Annotated in this window: 22 protein-coding genes; 12 read left to right on the top strand and 10 right to left on the bottom strand. The window is 71.1% G+C overall.

Annotated elements, in window-relative coordinates; translation table 11 throughout:
- Positions 1-7: 7 nt before the first annotated feature.
- On the top strand, positions 8-517 hold the full coding sequence (locus tag JIW86_RS23560) for a septum formation family protein (protein WP_257555823.1): 510 nt from the start codon (positions 8-10) through the stop codon (positions 515-517).
- On the opposite strand, the gene JIW86_RS23555 is transcribed toward JIW86_RS23560, so the two are convergent.
- On the bottom strand, positions 514-933 hold the full coding sequence (locus tag JIW86_RS23555; protein WP_257555822.1) for an ATP-binding protein: 420 nt from the start codon (positions 931-933) through the stop codon (positions 514-516). The genes JIW86_RS23560 and JIW86_RS23555 overlap by 4 nt on opposite strands.
- A 127-nt stretch (positions 934-1,060) precedes the next feature.
- Here JIW86_RS23555 and JIW86_RS23550 point away from each other — a divergent pair, with 127 nt between their 5' ends.
- Positions 1,061-1,897: a helix-turn-helix domain-containing protein gene (locus JIW86_RS23550; RefSeq protein WP_257555821.1), complete on the top strand. Its 837-nt coding sequence runs from the start codon at positions 1,061-1,063 to the stop codon at positions 1,895-1,897.
- Positions 1,894-2,142: a DUF397 domain-containing protein gene (locus tag JIW86_RS23545; protein ID WP_257555820.1), complete on the top strand. Its 249-nt coding sequence runs from the start codon at positions 1,894-1,896 to the stop codon at positions 2,140-2,142. The genes JIW86_RS23550 and JIW86_RS23545 overlap by 4 nt, the downstream gene beginning before the upstream one ends.
- Before the next feature lies 1 nt (position 2,143).
- On the opposite strand, the gene JIW86_RS23540 is transcribed toward JIW86_RS23545, so the two are convergent.
- On the bottom strand, positions 2,144-2,746 hold the full coding sequence (locus JIW86_RS23540; protein ID WP_257555819.1) for a flavodoxin family protein: 603 nt from the start codon (positions 2,744-2,746) through the stop codon (positions 2,144-2,146).
- Positions 2,747-2,847: 101 nt separating this feature from the next.
- On the opposite strand from JIW86_RS23540, the gene JIW86_RS23535 reads away from it, so the two are divergent.
- A complete protein-coding gene (locus JIW86_RS23535; protein ID WP_257555818.1) occupies positions 2,848-3,249 on the top strand; it encodes a VOC family protein in 402 nt (133 codons plus the stop codon).
- Between the two features lie 4 nt (positions 3,250-3,253).
- On the opposite strand, the gene JIW86_RS23530 is transcribed toward JIW86_RS23535, so the two are convergent.
- Together JIW86_RS23530 and JIW86_RS23525 are read right to left on the bottom strand one after the other, a co-directional pair.
- The gene (locus JIW86_RS23530; protein ID WP_416237588.1) at positions 3,254-4,039 is read right to left on the bottom strand and encodes a DUF4239 domain-containing protein; all 786 of its coding nucleotides are present in this window, start codon (positions 4,037-4,039) and stop codon (positions 3,254-3,256) included.
- Positions 4,040-4,058: 19 nt separating this feature from the next.
- Positions 4,059-4,451, bottom strand: a complete 393-nt coding sequence (locus JIW86_RS23525) for a winged helix-turn-helix transcriptional regulator (RefSeq protein ID WP_257555816.1) — start codon at positions 4,449-4,451, stop codon at positions 4,059-4,061.
- 59 nt (positions 4,452-4,510) lie between these two features.
- Between JIW86_RS23525 and JIW86_RS23520 the strand changes: the two genes are divergently transcribed.
- Genes JIW86_RS23520 through JIW86_RS23510 form a run of 3 tightly spaced genes read left to right on the top strand, consistent with a single transcriptional unit; the run spans position 4,511 to position 5,582 of the window.
- Positions 4,511-5,119 carry an NAD(P)-dependent oxidoreductase gene (locus tag JIW86_RS23520; protein WP_257555815.1) on the top strand — a complete coding sequence of 203 codons (609 nt, stop codon included), beginning with the start codon at positions 4,511-4,513 and terminating at the stop codon, positions 5,117-5,119.
- A complete protein-coding gene (locus JIW86_RS23515; RefSeq protein ID WP_257555814.1) occupies positions 5,116-5,295 on the top strand; it encodes a nitroreductase family deazaflavin-dependent oxidoreductase in 180 nt (59 codons plus the stop codon). The genes JIW86_RS23520 and JIW86_RS23515 overlap by 4 nt, the downstream gene beginning before the upstream one ends.
- Before the next feature lie 8 nt (positions 5,296-5,303).
- Positions 5,304-5,582: a nitroreductase family deazaflavin-dependent oxidoreductase gene (locus JIW86_RS23510; RefSeq protein WP_257555813.1), complete on the top strand. Its 279-nt coding sequence runs from the start codon at positions 5,304-5,306 to the stop codon at positions 5,580-5,582.
- Here JIW86_RS23510 and JIW86_RS23505 read toward each other — a convergent pair.
- Both JIW86_RS23505 and JIW86_RS23500 read right to left on the bottom strand, forming a co-directional pair.
- Positions 5,575-5,856 carry a hypothetical protein gene (locus JIW86_RS23505; RefSeq protein WP_257555812.1) on the bottom strand — a complete coding sequence of 94 codons (282 nt, stop codon included), beginning with the start codon at positions 5,854-5,856 and terminating at the stop codon, positions 5,575-5,577. The genes JIW86_RS23510 and JIW86_RS23505 overlap by 8 nt on opposite strands.
- 139 nt (positions 5,857-5,995) lie before the next feature.
- A complete protein-coding gene (locus JIW86_RS23500) occupies positions 5,996-7,561 on the bottom strand; it encodes an APC family permease (protein ID WP_257555811.1) in 1,566 nt (521 codons plus the stop codon).
- A gap of 312 nt (positions 7,562-7,873) precedes the next feature.
- On the opposite strand from JIW86_RS23500, the gene JIW86_RS23495 reads away from it, so the two are divergent.
- From JIW86_RS23495 to JIW86_RS23475, 5 genes are all read left to right on the top strand, one after another.
- Positions 7,874-8,566 carry a hypothetical protein gene (locus JIW86_RS23495; RefSeq protein WP_257555810.1) on the top strand — a complete coding sequence of 231 codons (693 nt, stop codon included), beginning with the start codon at positions 7,874-7,876 and terminating at the stop codon, positions 8,564-8,566.
- Between the two features lie 93 nt (positions 8,567-8,659).
- Entirely contained in the window at positions 8,660-9,754 is a 1,095-nt protein-coding gene (locus tag JIW86_RS23490; RefSeq protein WP_257555809.1) for a DNA alkylation repair protein, read from the top strand.
- 54 nt (positions 9,755-9,808) lie between these two features.
- A complete protein-coding gene (locus JIW86_RS23485) occupies positions 9,809-11,563 on the top strand; it encodes a hypothetical protein (RefSeq protein WP_257555808.1) in 1,755 nt (584 codons plus the stop codon).
- 79 nt (positions 11,564-11,642) lie between these two features.
- Positions 11,643-12,203, top strand: a complete 561-nt coding sequence (locus JIW86_RS23480; protein ID WP_257555807.1) for a carboxymuconolactone decarboxylase family protein — start codon at positions 11,643-11,645, stop codon at positions 12,201-12,203.
- Entirely contained in the window at positions 12,200-13,051 is an 852-nt protein-coding gene (locus JIW86_RS23475; protein WP_257555806.1) for an RNA polymerase sigma-70 factor, read from the top strand. Before JIW86_RS23480 ends, JIW86_RS23475 begins: the two co-directional genes overlap by 4 nt.
- Positions 13,052-13,059: 8 nt before the next feature.
- Here JIW86_RS23475 and JIW86_RS23470 read toward each other — a convergent pair whose 3' ends face one another.
- The 4 genes from JIW86_RS23470 to JIW86_RS23455 form a co-directional block, all read right to left on the bottom strand.
- Positions 13,060-14,517, bottom strand: coding sequence for an aldehyde dehydrogenase family protein (locus JIW86_RS23470; protein WP_257555805.1), 1,458 nt, complete (start codon positions 14,515-14,517; stop codon positions 13,060-13,062).
- Positions 14,514-16,253 carry an N-acyl-D-amino-acid deacylase family protein gene (locus tag JIW86_RS23465; protein WP_257555803.1) on the bottom strand — a complete coding sequence of 580 codons (1,740 nt, stop codon included), beginning with the start codon at positions 16,251-16,253 and terminating at the stop codon, positions 14,514-14,516. The genes JIW86_RS23470 and JIW86_RS23465 overlap by 4 nt, the downstream gene beginning before the upstream one ends.
- A gap of 274 nt (positions 16,254-16,527) precedes the next feature.
- Complete coding sequence (locus tag JIW86_RS23460) at positions 16,528-17,649, bottom strand: LLM class flavin-dependent oxidoreductase (RefSeq protein ID WP_257555802.1); 1,122 nt, start codon at positions 17,647-17,649, stop codon at positions 16,528-16,530.
- A 105-nt stretch (positions 17,650-17,754) separates the two neighbouring features.
- Entirely contained in the window at positions 17,755-18,540 is a 786-nt protein-coding gene (locus JIW86_RS23455; RefSeq protein WP_215146581.1) for an SDR family NAD(P)-dependent oxidoreductase, read from the bottom strand.
- Between the last annotated feature and the right edge of the window lies 1 nt (position 18,541).

Here is an 18,541-nt window from a genome sequence, read left to right as displayed (position 1 = left end):
CACACGCATGTCCAGAGCACCGCACCTACCGTCGCAGAAGAACAACGTGCTCGCCGTCGCGGCCTTCGTCTTCGTGCCGCTCCTCGGACTCACCGGAGCGCTGGGCAACGGCCCCCGCACGGTCTCCGTGGACGCGCAGGACCTCCGCACGGGGGACTGCTTCAACACGAACGACGATCTGAAGGACTTCAAGGAGGAGGGCAGCGACACCCTCGACCCCACGGTGAGCACCGTGCCCTGCGACGAGCCTCACGAGGCGGAGGTGTATGCCGTCTTCCCCCTGCCGGACGGGCCGTACCCGGGCGTGAAAAAGATCGTCTCGATCGGCAACGAGAAGTGCACCGCCACGAAGGCTCTCACCGACTACGTGGGCGACGCGGAACTCCCGGACACGCTGAACATCTACTTCTACGGCCCGCATGCCACTAGCTGGGCCCTCGACGACCGCGACATCACCTGCTTCCTGGGCTACGCCAGCGGCACCAGCACCGGCTCGTTCCGCGCCACCGCTCCCTAGCCCAGCTCGGCCCAGACCGTCTTGCCGACCAGGCGGTCCGTGGTTCCCCAGGCGGCGGCGACCGCATCGACGATGCGGAGGCCGTAGCCCGTTTCGGCCTGGTACGCGTGCGGCTGCACAGCGGGTCGCCGGTCGCGGCGGGCGTCGGACACCTCCAGCCGGAGCACGCCCTCCAGCAGGGTCATCCGGAGCTCGAAGTCCCGCCCGGGTACCCGCCCGTGGGCCACGGCGTTGGCGGCCAGCTCGGCGACGAGGAGCCCCGCGTCGGCGGAGAGCGCGGTGGACTCGGGGATCCCCCAGGAGTGCAGCTCGACGAGGGCGAGCTGCCGGGCGAGCCGGGCCCCGCGGCGGGTGGAGCTGAAACGCTGAGTGAACGTGCGTACGAGGGCCTGGGCGTGGCCGGAGGGTGCGTGCATGGAACGAACGTCCCGTGCGGCCAGGGAAGTTCCCAGCAGGGCGACTACTACTTTTCAACTGTAGTAGTCCACTCTCTGGACAGTGACAGTCACCGTGCGTGAACCTGACTTCAGGGAGGTGACCGCTGTGACGAGTGCCGACGAGAGCGGCGACGCCGAGGTCGAGCCGGACGACGACCTGCGGAACTTCGGCGAGACGATCAAGGCGTTCCGCAAACGGGCCGGCCTGACCCAGGAGCAGCTCCGGCCGCTGGTCGGGTACTCCGTCCAGTACGTGGCCTCGGTCGAGCAGGGCCGCCGCCACCCGTCCAAGAAGTTCGTGGACAAGGCGGAGGAGGTGCTGGACGGCTTCGGAGTCATCCACATCGCGGCGAAGAAGCTGTCGCGGCGGCGGGGGCTGGCGAAGTGGTTCCGGCGGTGGGCGGAGTTGGAAGAGGACGCGATCGCCCTCAATACGTACGAGTGCAGGTCGATACCGGGGCTGTTACAGACGGAGGCCTACGCACGGGCCCAGATCCGGGACGTCCCGCCCCTGGCAACAGTGGAAGAGGCGGAGGCGCGCATCGCCTTCCGGATGGCCCGGCAGGTGCTGCTCCTCAAGACGCCATACGTGGCCTTCAGCTTCATCATCGAACAGTCGGTGATCGAGCGGCAGACGGGCGGCCCGGAAGCGACGCGCGAACTGATCGACCACCTGCTGGAGGTGGGGAACCTGCCCAATGTGGACCTCCAGATCATGCCGACGGTCAGCCCAGAACACGCGGGTCTCGACGGCCCCTTCCAGCTCCTCGAAACTCAGGAGCACGAGTGGTTGGGCTACAGCGAGGGCCAGAAGACGGGCCAGGTAATTTCTGACCCGAAAGCCGTCAGCGACCTCCACCAGCGGTATGCCAAACTTCGCATCCAGGCCCTCAATCCTGCGGACAGCGCGGGCCTGTTGATGCGATTGCGAGGTTCCCTGTGAACAGCTCCCGGCTCCAGTGGTTCAAGAGCAGCTACAGCGGTAGCGAGGGCGACAGCTGCGTCGAGGTCGCCCTCTCCTGGCACAAGTCCACTTACAGCGGCAGCCAGGGCGACGACTGCGTCGAGGTCGCCGCCTGTACGGAAGCCGTGCACATCCGGGACTCCAAGGTGACGGCCGGGCCCGAGCTGGGCGTCACCCCCGCCGCCTGGGGCGTTTTCCTGGGCGGGGTAACCGCCGACTGCTGAACTACGCCTCGTACGGGAACCGGGCGAGCGGGGTCTCGCGCTCGAAGAAGGTCTTGGCGCGGACCATCGCCCGCTCGTCGTTCCGCACCTGGCCGGGGCGGGAGCCGTTGCCGAGGAGCACTCCGCCGAAGCGCATCCCCATGTAGGCCGCCGAGTGGTTGAGGCTGGTGACCAGCCCGTCGGCAACCTCCTCCTCTTCGTGGGCCAGGACGGTGACCCCCCACAGCGTCCGGCCCGCCATCCGCTTCTTGAAGTCCATGCCGGGCACCCCCAGCCAGCCCGACCAGTAGTCGAGGTAGCGCTTGGTGTGCGCGGAGAGGGAGTACCAGTACAGGGGTGAGGCGATGACGATGTCGGTGGCCTCCAGCGTGACCCGCCGCAGCTCCTCCTCGGCTTCCCCGACCGGCCAGGACCCGCTCTCGTGCCGGCCGTCCTGGAAGTCGGGCAGCGGCAGCTTCGCCAGGTCCACCCAGCGCTGCGGGGTGCCGGCGGGCAACTGCTCGGCGGCGGCGCGGGCCAGGGTTTCGGTGTTGCCGTCGGGCCGGGAACTGCCGAGGACGAAAAGGAACGAGCGGTCCGTGTCACTGGCCAGGTCGGTCGTCATTGTCTACTCCGGTCTCGGTCGGCGCGTACCTCGCGTGCAACTGCCCCGCCTCGAGGCATATTCCGGCCCCCGCCCGCGTGGGGCCTCGTACCCTGCCGCACATGATCACTTCACAAACCCACATCCGCGTCGCCCGGCCCTCCCTCGACCTGAAGGCCGCCGAGCGGTTCTACGTCGACGGGCTCGGGCTCGACATCCTGTGGCGCAGCTCCGGCGAACACGCGCCCGGCGAGCATGATCTGCTGATGGTCGGGCCCGCCGCGGGCGGCTGGCACTTCGAGCTGACGCGGGACGACGAGAACCCGGTCGCTCCCTCCCCCACCGTCGACGACCTCTTCGTCGTCTACCTCGGCGAGGCCCCCGACGAGGCCCTGGTCCAGCGGCTCGTCGAGCACGGCGGGACCCGGGTCGCCGCCCACAATCCGTACTGGGACGAGTGGGGCGTCACCGTCCAGGACCCGGACGGCTACCGCCTCGTGCTCTGCTCCCGCACCTGGGGCTGAGGCGTCAGGAGCCCGCGGCCCAGAACTGCGACAGGGCCGCCTCCTTGTACGGCTGCGGGCTCACGCTCAGGTCTCCCGCGAAGGGGCGGTCCAGGGCCACGACCAGCAGCAGGCTGAAGCCGATCAGCCCGGCGACCGCCGACACGAACAGCAGCTGCATCTTCAGGCTCCGCAGTCCGAACAGGAACGTGAGCGGCAGGATCACCAGCGCGCCGCCGTACACGAGCACTTGCAGCAGGATCGGCAGTGAGGTTTCTGCCATCGAGACGCGGGCCCGGCGCTGCGCGGCGACGTCGTTGAGGTGGGTGACCGCCTCGGCGTAGAAGGTCTCGGCACGGGTGCCGGCCGGCTCGTACGACTGGAGGGCCTTGTACAGGGCCTGGGTCTGCGGCGCGGTCGCCTCGTAACTCGGCTGTCCCTCGCGCATCAGCGGCCACTGCACCTCGACGACGGCGTGCGCGTACGCGCCCACCGCCTGCTGCACCCGCGCACGGTCGGCCGGCGGGAAGGTGTCGGCGCTGCGCACGACCAGGGCCAGGTCGGTGGCCTCGGTGGCGACGATGTTCTGGGTGTTCTCCAGCTGCGTCCAGAGCGTGACGACGACGAACGCGAGGATGATGCCGTAGATCGCGCCGAACATGCCGAGCGCGACCCCGACCATCTCGTTGTGGTCGCCCTTCGCGAGGTGCGGGAACCGGCGGCGGGCGGCCAGGCTGCCGGCCACGGCGAGGCCGGTGAGACCGCCGACGAGGAGGACGGCGATGACGAAAGTACTGAGGTGATTGAGCAACCAGAGGATCATGCGCTGCTCAACGAGCGCCCTCCCCCGAAAGCCCCGCCTCCTGGGCGTCGATGAGTTCGTCCCAGTGTTCCCGCGTCCACTCGCAGGCAGCGTCCACCGGCCCCAGGAGGCCGCGGCCGAGCGGGGTGAGGGCGTACTCGACCCGGCGGTCGGGGGTCTCGTACGCGACGCGCGTGAGGAAACCGTCGCGCTCCAGCCCGCGCAGCGACTGCGTCAGGGACTTGGAGGTGATGCCGCGCAGCGGCACCTTGAGCTCCGAGAACCGGCGCGGGCCGCCCTCCAGGCAGCGCAGGATCAGCGTGGCCCACTTGTCGCCGATCCGGAACGGGACCAGCGGGGAGGGGCAGACGGGGTCGAACATCTCCGGGTCCAGCGGCGGCGGCGAGGTCGATTCGGTCATGATCCACACGGTAGGCCGGTATCCGATCGGTAACCACACCCTTTCCTAGGCTCGCCCGCATGACGAAGCACAGTGAGAAGAAGCTGATCGTGTTCGGGGCCCGCGGCCGTGTCGGCCGGGCCGTCGTCGCCGAGGCGCGGGCGCGCGGGTACGCGGTCACGGAGGCGGGGCGGGCCGACGGGGACGTGACCTCGGCGGCCGACGTGGCGCGGCTGGCCGCCGGGCACGACGCGGCGGTGGTCACGGTGTACGACGCGCAGGCGGCGCCCGGTGTGTTCTTCCCGGCGACGGCGCGGGCGATGGCGGCGGGTCTCGCGCGGGCCCGGGTCCCGCGGCTGGTGTCGGTCGGGCTGGCCTCCGTACTGCCGACGGAGTCGGGGGCGGCGCTGATGGACACGCCGGGGTATCCGCAGGAGTGGCGGGAGTTCTACGTCGGCCACGGGGCCGGGACCGAAGCCCTGCGGGCTGCCGCGCCGGCGGCCCTGGACTGGGCGGTGCTGTCCCCGGCCGGTGACTTCGGCGACGGCCCGGAGGCCGGCGGGTACGTCTTCGGCCCGGCGGACGCCGCGAGCCGGATCACCCACGCGGCCTTCGCCCTGGCCGTGGTGGACGAGGCGATCGCGGCCCCGACCCGGCACGCGGTGCACGCGGGGGTGGGACCGGCATGACCGCCGAATCCGTGGCCGACAGCCCGAACCCCTGGGTCGCCGACCACATCCGCCGCTTCGAGGAGACCGCCGGGCGGCCGCGCCCGGGGATCTCGGACCTGCTGCTGACCACGCGGGGCCGCCGCTCGGGGGTGCTGCGCCGCACGGCGCTGGCTGGGGGCACCTCCCAGCGGTAGCTGGGGGAGTGCGGGACCCGGACGGGGAGGCGTACGTGCTGACGGCGTCCAACGCCGGTGCGGACCGCCACCCGGCCTGGTACCTCAACCTTGCCGCCGACCCGGCCGTCACCCTCCAGGTCGGCGCCGAGACCTTCGCGGCGACCGCCCGCCGGGCCACCCCGGCCGAGGCGGAGCGCCTGTGGCCGGTGGTGGTGACCGCGATGCCCTCGTACGCGGGCTACCGGGAGGCGACGGACCGCGAGATCCCGCTGGTCCTGGTCACCGCACCGGGTGAGGTCACTTGACCGTCGGGGCGTCGGGGAGACCGCCGGACAGGGCGTTGCCCGCGCCCCCCAGGGAGGACTCGGTGGCCTGGGTGGCGGTTCCGGCGGCCGCGGCGGTCACGCCCACCGCGGTCTTCGTGTCCTCGAGGGCCTGACCGGGGTGGCCGACGATGTCGAGGACGCGCCCGGCGACCGGCGGCGCCTGGGGTGCGGGCTCCGCGGCGTGGGCGGCGACGGGGGTGAGTGCGAGGGCGGCCCCGCCGGAGAGGACCAGGGCGGAAAGGGTGCGCTTCATGGCATTCATGCCCCACCCAACGACCCGGCCACTCCCGGGGTCACCGCCCACCACCACTTTGCCCGAACGCACCCCGGCCCCGGATCGGTGGATCGATCCGGGGCCGGGGTTGACTCAGCGGGAGGGGGTGGGGGCGGGGTCAGTCCTCGACCACCAGAGCCGGGGTGGACTTCGTCAGGATCTCGCCGCGGAAGAAGGCCGGGCTGCGGCGCTCGGTGACGAACATGATCACCAGGCCGAGGGCCAGCAGGCCTACGCCGATGACGAAGACGTTGCCGACGCCGAGGCCCGGGATGGTGGAGCCGGAGCCGTAGGACGGGTCCCAGGCGTCGTACAGGGTCTTGAAGAAGACCGCGGCCAGCAGCAGCCCGCCCAGGACCGGGAAGACGCCCTTGAAGAACAGGTCGCGGGCGGAGCGGCGCAGGTCGCCGCGGAAGTACCAGACGCAGGCGAAGGCCGTCAGCGAGTAGTAGAAGCAGATCATCAGGCCGAGCGCGAAGATCGTGTCGGTCAGGACGTTCTCGCTGACCAGGGTCATCACGGTGTAGAAGGCGCCGGTGGCGATGCCCGCCACGACCGTGGCGCGGCCCGGGGTCTTGAACCGCTCGTGGACCTTGGCGTACGCGGGCGGCAGGGCCTCGTACGTCGACATGGCCAGGACCGTACGGGCCACCGGGATGAAGGTGGTCTGCAGCGAGGCGGCGGCCGAGGCCAGGACCGCCACGAAGAGCAGGATGCCGAGCGCCGGGCCCATCACCGGACCGGCGAGGGCGGCGAAGACGTTGCCGGAGGTCTCCTCGTTGGCGAGGCCGAGACCCTCACCGCCGGCGCCGACGGCCATCTGGGCGGCGACGCCGGTGGCCAGGTAGGAGCCGACCAGGACGACCATCGCGATGAGGGAGGCGCGGCCCGGGGTCTTCGTGGAGCCGGTGGTCTCCTCGTTGGTGGCCAGGCAGGCGTCCCAGCCCCAGTACATGAAGATCGAGAGCGAGAGTCCGGCGGTGAAGGCCGCCATGGACTCGACCGCGAAGGGGTTCATCCAGGACCAGGAGAAGTCCAGGCCGGTGTCGAAGGTGCCGGCGGAGGCCTTCTGGAAGGCCATCGCGACGAAGACGGCGAGGACGAGGAGCTGGAGGCCGACCAGTGCGTACTGGACGCCCTTGGTGGCCGTCATGCCGCGGTAGCTGATGGCGGTCGCGACGGCGATCAGGGTGAGGCAGGTGGCGATGTGGACGAGCTTGTTGTCGTCCAGGGCGGCTATCGACGGATTGCTCGTGATCTCGCCGGCCAGCAGCCAGAAGTAGGAGGTGGCGACGCCGGCCAGGTTGGAGAGCACGATGATCGTGGCGATCACCAGGCCCCAGCCGCACATCCAGCCGATCCGCGGGCCGAAGGCCTTGACCGTCCAGGTGAAGGAGGTGCCGCAGTCCGGCATGGCCTTGTTGAGCTCGCGGTACGCGAAGGCGACCAGGAGCATGGGGAGGAACCCGGCGAGGAAGATCGCCGGCATCTGCATCCCGACCTCACCGGCCGTGGAGCCGAGGGTCGAGGTCAGGCAGTAGACGGGGGCGACGGTGGAGATGCCGATGACGGCGCTTCCCACGAGGCCGACGGAGCCCTTGCCGAGGCCCTTGCCGCGAACGTCGCCCTCGGCGACGCCGCTTACCGTGTCTCCGGCCCGAGGCCGAACGTCCAGCTGAGTCATGAGTCAGGACGTTAGATGGTGCGTATTCCACATCTGGAGGATCGAAGTCCGGAATCCGACCACCCCGAACGCCTTGGAATTCCGAGGCCGAGGCCGTTCCCGAACACTTAATACAAGGTTCACTTCGCCATCCGGCCATGCTTCAGCAGGCTCCCGAGAGAAGCTTTCGGCATGCGGAAACCGCAGCCATGTCCGTTTTGGGCGTTTCCAAACTTTCCCGTGCGAGTTTTCCCCCACCTGGTTTGCCGCGGACATGATCACCGCCCTAGAGTCGCCGCCGTTCAAGGTCATTTACAGGGGGACACCGCGCGCATGCGTTTCAAGCCACTGATCATCACCGTCACGGCCACCGCGGCCCTCCTCTCCCTCACCGGCTGCGGAGGCGGCGGCAACCCGGCGCTCGGCGGCATCGGCGGGGATTCCGTCGCGACGGGCGGAGACAACGCCTACAACGGCACCGGCGACGGCGGCCCCAACGAGGGCACGCTGGACAACCCGACGAAGAACGGCGGCGTCAACGGCAACGCCCCCAAGAACGGGACGGCGTTCCAGAAGCTGCCCAAGGCGGCCACCATGGCCGCGGCCGCCCGCTTCGTCAACGGATTCACCAACTGCGACCCGATCAAGGCCGTCCCCCTGGGCGGCAGCGGATCGAGCACGGGCCCGGACGAGCAGTTCATCAAGTCCGCCACCGTCATCGAGCGCGGAACCTGCGGCAGCAGGGGCCGCACCTCGATCTACATGATCAAGGACCCGAAGGCCTTCCAGACCGCCTTCAAGGCCGAGATCGCCGCAGAGGGCGGCGGGAACCCCAACAGCGGCATCGTCATCGGGCAGGACTTCGCCATGGGATCCGAGAGCTCGGACGCCATGAGCGCCCTGCTGACCCCGCAGGCCGGGCTCCTGATGCTGAACTGCCACGAGGGCTTCACCCCGCCGAGCGGCTACCGGAAGGAACCGGCCCTCGTGAAGGGCTGCGTCCTCACCGACTACTACGTGGACTGAGCGGGCGCACCTGCATGACCGGGCCCGGAGCGCGGCGGCGACCGCCGCGCCCGGGAGCCCCGGGACCGGCCCGGCATCCGCCAGACTGACCCCATGCCCACGGCCGACGAGCTCCTCCGCGCGGAAACCGTCAGAAACCTGGCCCGACTGCTCGCCCGCGCGGCCGGCCGCCGGACCTCACCCGCCCTGCGCGCCCGCGCCGACGCCCTCGACGGGCTGACCTACAGCGGACGCGTCGCCGCCGTCCGCGACGCCGTCCTCGCCGACCTCCCCGAGGACTGGGCTGCCTTCGAGGCCGTCGTACGCACCGCCCTCGCCGACCCCGGCTTCGAGGGCTGGATGACCTTCCCCGTCAACGAGGCCGTCGCCGTCCGCGGGCTGGAGGCGTTCGAGCCCGGCCTCGCGCTGCTCCACGACCTCACCCCCCGGCTGACCGCCGAATCCGCCGTACGGCCCTTCCTGCGCGCCGACCCCGCCCGCGCCCTGGCCGTCGTACGGAAGTGGACGGACGACCCGGACCCGCACGTACGCCGCCTCGCCAGCGAGGGGACCCGGCCGCGGCTGCCGTGGGCTCCGCAGCTGCCCGCCTTCGTGGCCGACCCGCGCCCGGCGCTGCCCGTGCTCGACGCCCTGTACCGCGACGAGTCCGAGTACGTGCGCCGGTCCGTCGCCAACCACCTCAACGACATCAGCCGGGACCACCCCGAACTGGCGGTGGAGACCGCCGCCCGCTGGCTCACCGCGGCCGCGTCCGCGGGGACGACGGATCGCGTCGTACGGCACGGCCTGCGCACCCTGATCAAGGCCGGCCGGCCCGAGGCGCTGACCCTGCTCGGGCACTCCCCCGACGTCCCGGTCACGGTGAAGGGGCCGGTGGTCACCGCCCCGCGGATCGCCGTGGGCGAGTACCTCGTCTTCGACTACGCGGTCACCAACACCGGCGGGCTCCCGGCCGAGCTGGTGGTGGACTACGTCGTCCACCACACGAAGGCGAACGGCTCCCGCACCCCGAAGGTCTTCAAACTCACCACCCGCACGCTGGCCCCGGGCGAAACCCTCACCGGCACCAAACGCCACTCCTTCAAGCCGATCACCACCCGCCGCTACCACTCCGGCGAGCACCTGGTGCAGCTGCAGATCAACGGCCGGGTGCGGGGCGAAGCCGTATTTTCGTTGGACGCGCCCTGAACCGGCCTGGCAGGCTCCGCACATGACCTACCGAATCGAGTCCCACCCCGCCCTGTGAGCGCCCGCGACGAGCGCACGGCGCTCACTGCCGGAACCTCCCTGTACGACTACGCCCTGTTCCGGCAGGGCATCGACCCCGACGGCCCGTTCCCGCGCCGCGGCCACCCCTTGCCCGACGGGCCGCCGGAGCCCAGCCGACGCAGCGGCCTGACCTGGGCCCAGGCGGGGGACGAAGTGGCTGCCGCCCTCGCCCCGTTGCTGGCCGACGCGGATCCCGTACGGGCCGCCGAAGCCGTCCACCTCCGTGCCGACGCGCTGCGGATGCCGTACCGCACCCTCCGCGCGCACGTCGGACGGCTGCCGCTGACGGACGAGGCCGCCGCCCGGCGCACCGCCCGGCGGCTGACCCGTACCGGCACCAGCACGGCGGCCGTCAGCGTCGGCCTGGCGCTGCTGATCCGCCTCGGCGAACCCGAGGACGTGCCCTGCCTCAAGGTCCTCGGGCTCCTGCGCGGCCTCGGCCAGGCGGCTGCCGCAGCGCTCGACCCGCTCGACCGGCAGGCGGCCGCGCTGCTGTTGCTGGCCCACCGCTCCCGGGCCCCGGAAATGGCCCCGCTGCTCGCCGCCTTCTCCACCCGCGACGCGCAGGACGCCCGAACCGCTCTGGTCGCGCTGCCGCCGGACGCGGAGGTGCTCTGGCTCGCCCGGCGGATCGCCGAGGCCGCGGACCTCGAGGGTCTGCTCCGCGCGTATCCGCAGGACGGCGAGCTGCTCGACCGGGCCGGCCGGCTGCTGTACCGGATGGCGAGCCAGCGCGACTACCGGGCCGAGATCCTCGACTACGGGCCGGCCGTGGCCGTGTACGAGGCGCTGGTCGGGCACGCGGACCGGCTGTCCCCGACCCTCGACCACCACGTACTCCTGCTCGTCCTCGCCCTGGACCTCCACACCGGCCCCGGCGTGCTGCTGGACTGGCGGCCGGGACAGCGCGAGGCGCTCCTCGACGCCTTGGACCGGCTGCTGGCCGGGCCCGCGTGGACCGCCGTATCCGTACGGGAACAGCAGGATGCCGACGCACGCCGGCGGGCGGACTGGATCAGGCGCACGCGCCGGCAGCCGTTCGTCCGGCTGCCGGCGCCGAAGCGGTTCCGCCTCGAGGTGGTCGTACGCGATCCGGCGGAAGCGAACGCCGTCGAGACCCGGATCCTGGTGGATGGCCGGCCCCTGGTGACCGAGCACTTCGGGAAGGGCCCGGCCGGCTCCCCCGAGTTGCTGCTCGACACCGGCGAACTCCGCGCCGGGGCCGAGCCGCGGGAGGTGCAGCTCGCCGAGGCGTACTGCACCGAAGGCTGTTGCGGGGCGCTGTACGTGACCATCCGCCGGGACGGCGACGAGGTGGTGTGGGGCGACTGGCGCGGGGCGGTCGGGCCGACACCGCCCGAGTACCGCTTCGCCGCGGCCGCCTACGACGCCGAGGTCGGGCGCGCCGAGCGGGACCGCTCCTGGTGCTGGCCGGCCCGGAACACGGCCCGGCTGATCAAGGCAGGCCTTCGGGAGCGCCCGGACCTGCTGACCCGGTGGGACGTCGAACCGGGCTGGGTCGGCACCAGTTGGCGTGAGCCGGACACGGTGGACGTGGGCTTCAGCATCCGGCCGGAAGCGGAAACGGAAGCGGAATCGGAGGGCGGATCGCGGCGCTACTTCCACTGGACGCTGCGGGACGACGGCCGTCCGCCCGAGGCCCAGGCGGCCGCCGCCCTGGACCGCCTCGCGACCGCCGACCCGAAGACCTTCGCCGACGGCCGCTAGGACATCTCTGATGTCACATTCCCGGCAGCTGTCCTGTCCTACCTCCAGAAGCATCCATCCGTAAGCCTGGAGGCCCGAAATGACCGCCCGCATCTCGCTCGCCCCGCCCCGTACCCTGCTGAACCGCATGGGGTCCTGGTACTCCCGGCGGAAGTACGGCGAGGTGCTCGACCCCGGGCTCGCGATCGGCCACAACCAGAAGGTCCTGCTCAGCTACGTCAAGCTGGAGCGCTCCGTCGCCAAGTGGAACGCACTCGAGCCGGCCCTGAGGCATCTCGCCGTGATGGCCACCGCGGCCCGGATCAACTGCTCTTGGTGCATGGACTTCGGACACTGGGAAGGCAGCGAACTCGGCCTGCCGCTCGACAAGATCTCTCTGGTGCCGCAGTGGCGGCACCATCGCGAGGCCTTCACCGAGCTGGAACTCCAGGTCATGGAGTACGCCGAGGCCATGACCGAGACCGAGCCCGGCGTCACGGACGGACTCGCCGAAGCGCTGCTCCGGCGGCTGGGCGAGGCCGCCTTCGTGGAACTCACCGCCATGGTCGCCCTGGAGAACTGGCGCTCCCGGATGAACAGCGCCTTCGGCCTGACCAGCCAGGGCTTCTCCGAGGCCTGCACGGTACCGTCGCGTACGTGATCGAGATCGCCGACTTCGAACAGCACCGGCCGATGCTCTTCGGCATCGCCTACCGGATGCTCGGCAGCGTCGCGGACGCCGAGGACCTGGTCCAGGACACCTGGCTCCGCTGCAGCCAGGTGCCCGGCCCGGTCGACAACCCGCGCGGCTACCTGGCCCGCACGATCACCAACCTCGCGCTCAACCGGCTGAGTTCGGCCGCCGTCAAGCGGGAGCAGTACGTCGGCCCCTGGCTGCCCGAGCCGCTGGTCACCGTGCCGGACGCCACCGGGGACATGGAGTTGGCCGAGTCGGTCTCGCTCGCCATGCTGGTGGTTCTGGAGAGCCTCTCACCGCTGGAGCGCGCGGTCTTCGTGCTCAAGGAGGTCTTCGGCTTCTCGTATCGGGAGATCGCCGAGACGCTCGACCGCACCGAGACCTCGGTACGCCAGGTCGGTTCCCGAGCCAAGTCGCACGTCCAGGCACGTCGGCCGCGCTACGCGGCCCCGGCCGAGGTGAGGCGCCAGGTCACCGACGAGTTTCTCGCCGCATGCCTCGGCGGCGACCTGAACCGCATGCTGGAGCTGCTCGCCCCCGACGTCACCGCGTGGAACGACGGCGGCGGAAAGGTCAGGGCAGCCTTGCGCCCGCTGCACGGCGCCGAGAACGTGGCTCGTTTTCTCGCAGCCGTGCTCGCCCAGCCGATGGAGGCCCCGCAGCTCGTGGCCGTCGACGTCAATGGCCTGCCGGGCCTGCTGCTCACCACGGCCGGGCGGCCGGACACCGTCGCCTGCGTGGAGGTCGAGAACGGCCGGATCACCGAGATCCGGGTCATCCGCAACCCCGACAAGCTCCGGCACCTGGCCTGACCCGCCGGCTACGTGGTCCAGACGATCGACTGGATCTCGCTGTAGGCATGGAGCGCGTACGAGCCGACGTCGCGTCCCACGCCCGACCGCTTGAAGCCGCCGAACGGCGCCTCCATGTTCCGGCCGATGGTGTTCACGCCGACCCCGCCCGACCGGAGCCGGCGGGCCACCCCGAAGGCGCGCGACGGGTCCCCCGACCAGACGTAGCTGATCAGCCCGAAGTCGGAGTCGTTGGCCAGGGCGACGGCCTCCTCCTCCGTGTCGAAGGGGACGACCACGACGACCGGGCCGAAGACCTCCTCGCGGACCACCCGCATGTCGTTGGTGCAGTCCACCAGCAGGGTCGGGGCCACGTAGAAGCCCTTGCCGTCGGCCCGGACCGCCGGGCGGTCGCCGCCCACCGCGATCCGGGCGCCTTCCTTCTTCCCCAGCTCGATGTAGGACTCCACCCGGTCGCGGTGGGCCGCCGAGATGACCGGGCCGACCACCGTGCCCTGCGCCGCCGGTTCGCCGACCTTCATGAAGGCCAGGTAGCCGGTCAGCTTCTCCACCAGCGCGTCGTGGACGGACCGGTGCACGATCACCCGGGTCGGAGCGGTGCAGATCTGGCCGGAGTAGAAGGAGAAGGTGGTGCCGATGCCCATCATCGCCGCGTCCAGGTCGGCGTCCTCGAAGACGATCGCCGCGCCCTTGCCGCCCAGTTCCATCAGCTGCCGCTTCATGGTCCGCCCGCACACCTCGGCGATGCGCTGCCCGACCGCCGTGGAGCCGGTGAAGGAGACCATGTCCACGTCCGGGGAGTCCACGGCGGCCTCGCCGACCGCCACCGACTGACCGTTGACCACGTTCACCACACCGGGCGGAACTCCCGCCTCCGCGAGCGCCTCCGCCATCTTGAACACCGACAGCGGGTCCTGCGGGGCGGGTTTGACCACCACCGTGTTGCCCATCGCCAGGGCGGGGGCGACCTTGCCGGCCGGGTTCGCCCACGGGTTGTTGTACGAGGTGATGCAAGTGACCACGCCGACCGGCTGGCGCACCTCCAGCGCACCGAGGACGCCCGCCTTGCCCATCGGGCCGGCCTCCGTGACCTGCGGCGGGAGGCCCTTCTCCACGGGTTCGAGGGCTCCGCGCGCGTACCGGCGGAACCGGGCCACGCCCACCCCCACCTGCATGCCGCGGGCGATGCCGGTCGGCGCGCCGGTCTCGGCCTGGGCGAGGGCCGTCCACGGCTCGTACTCCCGCTGGATGATGTCGGCGGCCCGGTCCAGGATCGCGGCCCGCTCCTCCGGCCTCGTACGGGACCACGCCCCGAAGGCCTCGGCCGCGGCCCGCGCCGCCTCCGCGACCTGCGCCGGTGATGCCTCGGGCGCGAGCCCGACCACCGACTCGTCCGCCGGGTTGACCACCTCGTAGTGGCCGCCCTCCGGCTCCACCCACTCGCCGCCGATGAAGAGCTTGGTCACCGCGTGCTCACCGTCCTCGTGTCCCGGCCCGACCGGAGCACGATGCCCGGGATCGCGCCCGTCACTTCGTCGTCGCGGATGGTCTCCACGCCGTTGACCCGTACCGAGACGATCCCGACGGCCCGCGCGTCCAGCCGCGGGCTGTCCCCGGGCAGGTCGTGGACCAGCGTCGCCGGGCCGGCCTCGATGCGCTCCGGGTCGAAGAGCACCAGGTCCGCGTGGAAGCCCTCGGCGATCCGGCCGCGCTCGCGCAGCCCGAACAGTTGGGCCGGGTCGTCGGTGAGCATCCGTACCGCCTGCTCCAGCGGGACCAGCTTGCGGCCGCGCAGGCAGTCGCCGAGGAACCGGGTCGTGTACGGGGCCCCGCACATGCGGTCCAGGTGCGCGCCCGCGTCGGAGCCGCCCAGCATGACGTCCTCGTGCTGCCAGGTCTCGGCACGCAGGGCCCAGCTCGCCGGGTCGTTGTCGGTGGGCATCGGCCAGAGCACCGTGCGCAGTTCGTCGTTGGCGCAGATCTCCACCAGGCACTGGAAGGCGTCCTGGCCGCGCTCGGCCGCGATGTCGTTCACGACGCGGCCCGACAGGCCCTCGTTCTCCTTGCTGTACGTGTCGCCGATGACGTAGCGGCCGAAGTTGGCGAGGCGGCGGAAGACCCCGGCCTCCTTGGAGTCGGCCCGCTTCAGCATCTCGGCGCGTACGGCCGGATCGCGCAGCTTCTCGATCCGCTCGGCGACGGGCAGGGCGAGGACCTCGCCCCAGCCGGGGATGAGGTTGAGCGCGCAGAAGGTGCCGAGCGACATGTTCATGGGGGTGAGGATCGGCATCGTCAGCGCGACGATGCGGCCGCCGGCCTCGCGGGCGCGCTCGCTCGGGATCAGCTGGCGCGGGACGCGCTCCGGGACGGAGGCGTCGATGGTGAGGACGTTCCAGTTCAGGGGCCGTCCGGCGGCGGCGCTCATCTCTACGAAGAGGTCGATCTCCTCATCGGAGAACTGGTCGAGGCAGCCCGCGACGATGGCTTCGAGCTGGGTGCCCTCGTGTTCGGCGACGGCCTTGGAGAGGGCGAGGAGTTCGGCGGGCTTGGCGTGCCGGGAGGCGACGGGGGCGCCGGCCCCGTCGGAGTGGGTGGAGGACTGCGTGGTGGACAGCCCCCAGGCGCCGGCGTTCATGGCGTCGTGGAAGAGGTCGAGCATCTGCTGGAGCTGCTCGGGGGTGGGCTGGCCGCCGACGGCGTCCTCGCCCATCACGTGGCGGCGCAGGGCGCAGTGGCCGACCATGAAGCCGGCGTTGACGGCGATCCGGCCCTCGAGGGCGTCGAGGTACTCGCCGAACGTGGACCAGGTCCAGTCGACGCCGTCCTCCAGGGCCTTGAGGGCCATGCCCTCGACCTTGCTCATCATGCGGCGGGTGTAGTCGGCGTCCTCGGGGCGGTCCGGGTGGAGCGGGGCCAGGGTGAAGCCGCAGTTGCCGCCGGCGACGGTGGTGACGCCGTGGTTCATGGAGGGGGTGGCGTACGGGTCCCAGAAGAGCTGGGCGTCGTAGTGCGTGTGGGGGTCGATGAAGCCGGGGGTCAGGACGAGGCCGGTGGCGTCCTCGGTGGTCCGCGCGTCTTCTTCGACCGTGCCGGGGGGTGCGATGGCGACGATCCGGCCGTCGCGTATGCCGACGTCTGCGGGGCGGGCGGGGGCGCCGGTGCCGTCCACGACGGTGGCGCCCTTGATCAGGTGGTCGAGCATGACGTCCCTTCTGCCGGTGTTCGGGTTGCGGGCCGTGTGCTGGGGCTCCGCCCCAGACCCCGCGCCTCAAACGCTGGCGGGGCTGGATCTGGCTGATGCCGTCCGCCGGGCACAACCCAGCCCCGCCGGCGTTTGAGGCGCGGGGGTCCGGGGGCGGAGCCCCCGCAGCGGCGCCGCACCTGTAAGCGGAGCCCAGGGGCCCCGGCCGGAGGCCGCCCGGCCGGGGCCTGCGGGACGGCGGTCCGGGAAGACGCCGCCCCGACCCCCCGCCGGGTCAGACGGCCTGGCGGAAGCGCGTCGTGCGGTGGACCGGGTCCGTGTCGATCTCGGGGATCACGTGCTCGCCGAGGAGCTTGATCGTGGTCATCGTGTCCTCGTACGACACCCCGGTCGGCAGGCCGAAGGAGAGCTGGTCGGCGCCGGCCTGCTCCCAGCGCTTGCACTGCTGGAGGACCTCCGACGGGTCGCCGCAGATCATCAGTTCCTCGGCGATCAGCAGCTCGATGATCTCCGCGTTGTACTCCGGCAGCAGCTCGGGCCACTGCGGGATGGCCTCCGGCCGCGGGAACGTGTCGTGGTAGCGGAACACCAGCGACTGGAAGCGGTTCATGTTGGCGTTGACGGCGATCTCGATCGCCTTGTCGTGGGTCTCGGCGCAGATCGCGGTCGAGGTGACCATGACGTTGTCGTTGACGAAGGCGCCGATGGCCTTCGCCTCCTGGATGGCCGTCTTGTACTGGTCGAGGACCCACTCCATGTCGGAGACCTTCTGCACGCTGAAGCCCAGTACGCCCAGGCCCTTCTTCGCCGCCATGGCGTACGAGGAGGGGGAGCCGGCGGCGTACCACATGGCCGGGTGCGCCTTGCCGTACGGCTTGGGGAAGATCTTCCGCGGGGGCAGCGACCAGTGCTTGCCCTGGAACCCCTCGTACTCCTCCTGGAGGAACATCTTGGGGAACTCCGCGATGGTCTCCTCCCAGATCTCCTTCGTGCCGTTCATGTCCTCGATGCCGGGCAGGAAGCCGAGGATCTCGTGGCTTCCCGCGCCGCGGCCGGTGCCGAACTCGAAGCGGCCCTTGGAGAGGTGGTCGAGCATGGCGACCTTCTCGGCCACCTTGACCGGGTGGTTCACCGGGGCGAGCGGGTTGAAGATGCCGGAGCCGAGGTGGATCCGCTCGGTGGCGTGCGCGAGGTACCCGAGGAAGACCTCGTTCGCCGACAGGTGCGAGTACTCCTCCAGGAAGTGGTGCTCGGAGGCCCAGGCGTACTTGAAGCCCGACTTGTCTGCCTGGATGACGTACTCGGTCTCCTCGATCAGCGCCTTGTGCTCTGCCTCGGGGTCGACCTTGGACCGTGACTCGGCCACGTATCCCTGCACAAAGAGCCCGAATTCCAAGGGGGTTCACCGTCCTTTGATTTCTGACGTTGCGTCAGATTCGATGTCTCGACTGTTCCACCGCTGGGGCGGGAGCGTCAATACCTGACGCTCCATCAGATACGACTAGAGGATGCTCACACCGGCCATCCAGCCGCCGTCGATGACGAACGGCTGGCCGGTGATGTACGAGGAGTCCTCGCTGGTCAGGAAGAGGGCCAGCTTCGCTATCTCCTCCGGCTGCCCGACCCGGCCCATCGGCACGACCCGCTTGTACAGATCCGCCATCGCCTCCCGCGCCTCGTCCGTCATCCCCGCCGGATCCAGCAGGCCCGGGTTGGCCATCGGGGTGTCCACGGCGCCCGGGCACATCGCGTTGACCCGGATCCCCTTGCCCGCCAGCTCCAGCGCGGCCACCCGGGTCAGGCCGAGGATGGCCGCCTTGGTGGCGGCGTACGTGCCGACGTACGCCATGCCCGTCAGGCCGGTGTACGAGGAGGTGTTGACGATCGTGCCGCCGCCGGCCGCCTCGATCTCGGGGGCCACCGACTTGATCCCGAGGAAGGCGCCCACCTGGTTGACCTGGACCACCTGCTGGAACTCCTCCAGCGGGGTCGCGGTCAGCTCGTTGAAGCGCAGGATGCCCGCGTTGTTGACCAGGCCGTCGACCGGGCCGAAGGCCTCCTTCGCGACGGCGACCGCGCCCGCCCAGTCCTCCTCTCGGCTCACGTCCAGCCGCACGTAGCGGGCCCGGTCCTCGCCGATCTCCTTGGCCACCGCGGCGCCCTGCTCGTCCAGTACGTCGCCCAGGAGCACCCTGGCGCCCTCGGCGGCGAAGAGGCGGGCCTCCTGCTCGCCCTGGCCCCGTGCCGCGCCGGTGATGATGACGACGCGCCCGTCCAGCTTGCCCATG

This window comes from Streptomyces sp. NBC_00162, assembly GCF_024611995.1.
Taxonomy (GTDB): domain Bacteria; phylum Actinomycetota; class Actinomycetes; order Streptomycetales; family Streptomycetaceae; genus Streptomyces.
The sequence above is the reverse complement of the archived record's forward strand: the minus strand, read 5'-3'. Positions and strand labels throughout refer to the sequence as shown.

Excerpts from the sequence above, each read along its gene's own strand:
- JIW86_RS23560 (WP_257555823.1), top strand. The coding sequence starts at position 8 with ATGTCCAGAGCACCGCACCTACCGTCGCAGAAGAACAACGTGCTCGCC.
- JIW86_RS23555 (WP_257555822.1), bottom strand. The coding sequence starts at position 933 with ATGCACGCACCCTCCGGCCACGCCCAGGCCCTCGTACGCACGTTCACT.
- JIW86_RS23540 (WP_257555819.1), bottom strand. The coding sequence starts at position 2,746 with ATGACGACCGACCTGGCCAGTGACACGGACCGCTCGTTCCTTTTCGTC.
- JIW86_RS23535 (WP_257555818.1), top strand. The coding sequence starts at position 2,848 with ATGATCACTTCACAAACCCACATCCGCGTCGCCCGGCCCTCCCTCGAC.
- JIW86_RS23525 (WP_257555816.1), bottom strand. The coding sequence starts at position 4,451 with ATGACCGAATCGACCTCGCCGCCGCCGCTGGACCCGGAGATGTTCGAC.
- JIW86_RS23520 (WP_257555815.1), top strand. The coding sequence starts at position 4,511 with ATGACGAAGCACAGTGAGAAGAAGCTGATCGTGTTCGGGGCCCGCGGC.
- JIW86_RS23515 (WP_257555814.1), top strand. The coding sequence starts at position 5,116 with ATGACCGCCGAATCCGTGGCCGACAGCCCGAACCCCTGGGTCGCCGAC.
- JIW86_RS23505 (WP_257555812.1), bottom strand. The coding sequence starts at position 5,856 with ATGAAGCGCACCCTTTCCGCCCTGGTCCTCTCCGGCGGGGCCGCCCTC.
- JIW86_RS23500 (WP_257555811.1), bottom strand. The coding sequence starts at position 7,561 with ATGACTCAGCTGGACGTTCGGCCTCGGGCCGGAGACACGGTAAGCGGC.
- JIW86_RS23495 (WP_257555810.1), top strand. The coding sequence starts at position 7,874 with ATGCGTTTCAAGCCACTGATCATCACCGTCACGGCCACCGCGGCCCTC.
- JIW86_RS23490 (WP_257555809.1), top strand. The coding sequence starts at position 8,660 with ATGCCCACGGCCGACGAGCTCCTCCGCGCGGAAACCGTCAGAAACCTG.
- JIW86_RS23480 (WP_257555807.1), top strand. The coding sequence starts at position 11,643 with ATGACCGCCCGCATCTCGCTCGCCCCGCCCCGTACCCTGCTGAACCGC.
- JIW86_RS23465 (WP_257555803.1), bottom strand. The coding sequence starts at position 16,253 with ATGCTCGACCACCTGATCAAGGGCGCCACCGTCGTGGACGGCACCGGC.
- JIW86_RS23455 (WP_215146581.1), bottom strand. The coding sequence starts at position 18,540 with ATGGGCAAGCTGGACGGGCGCGTCGTCATCATCACCGGCGCGGCACGG.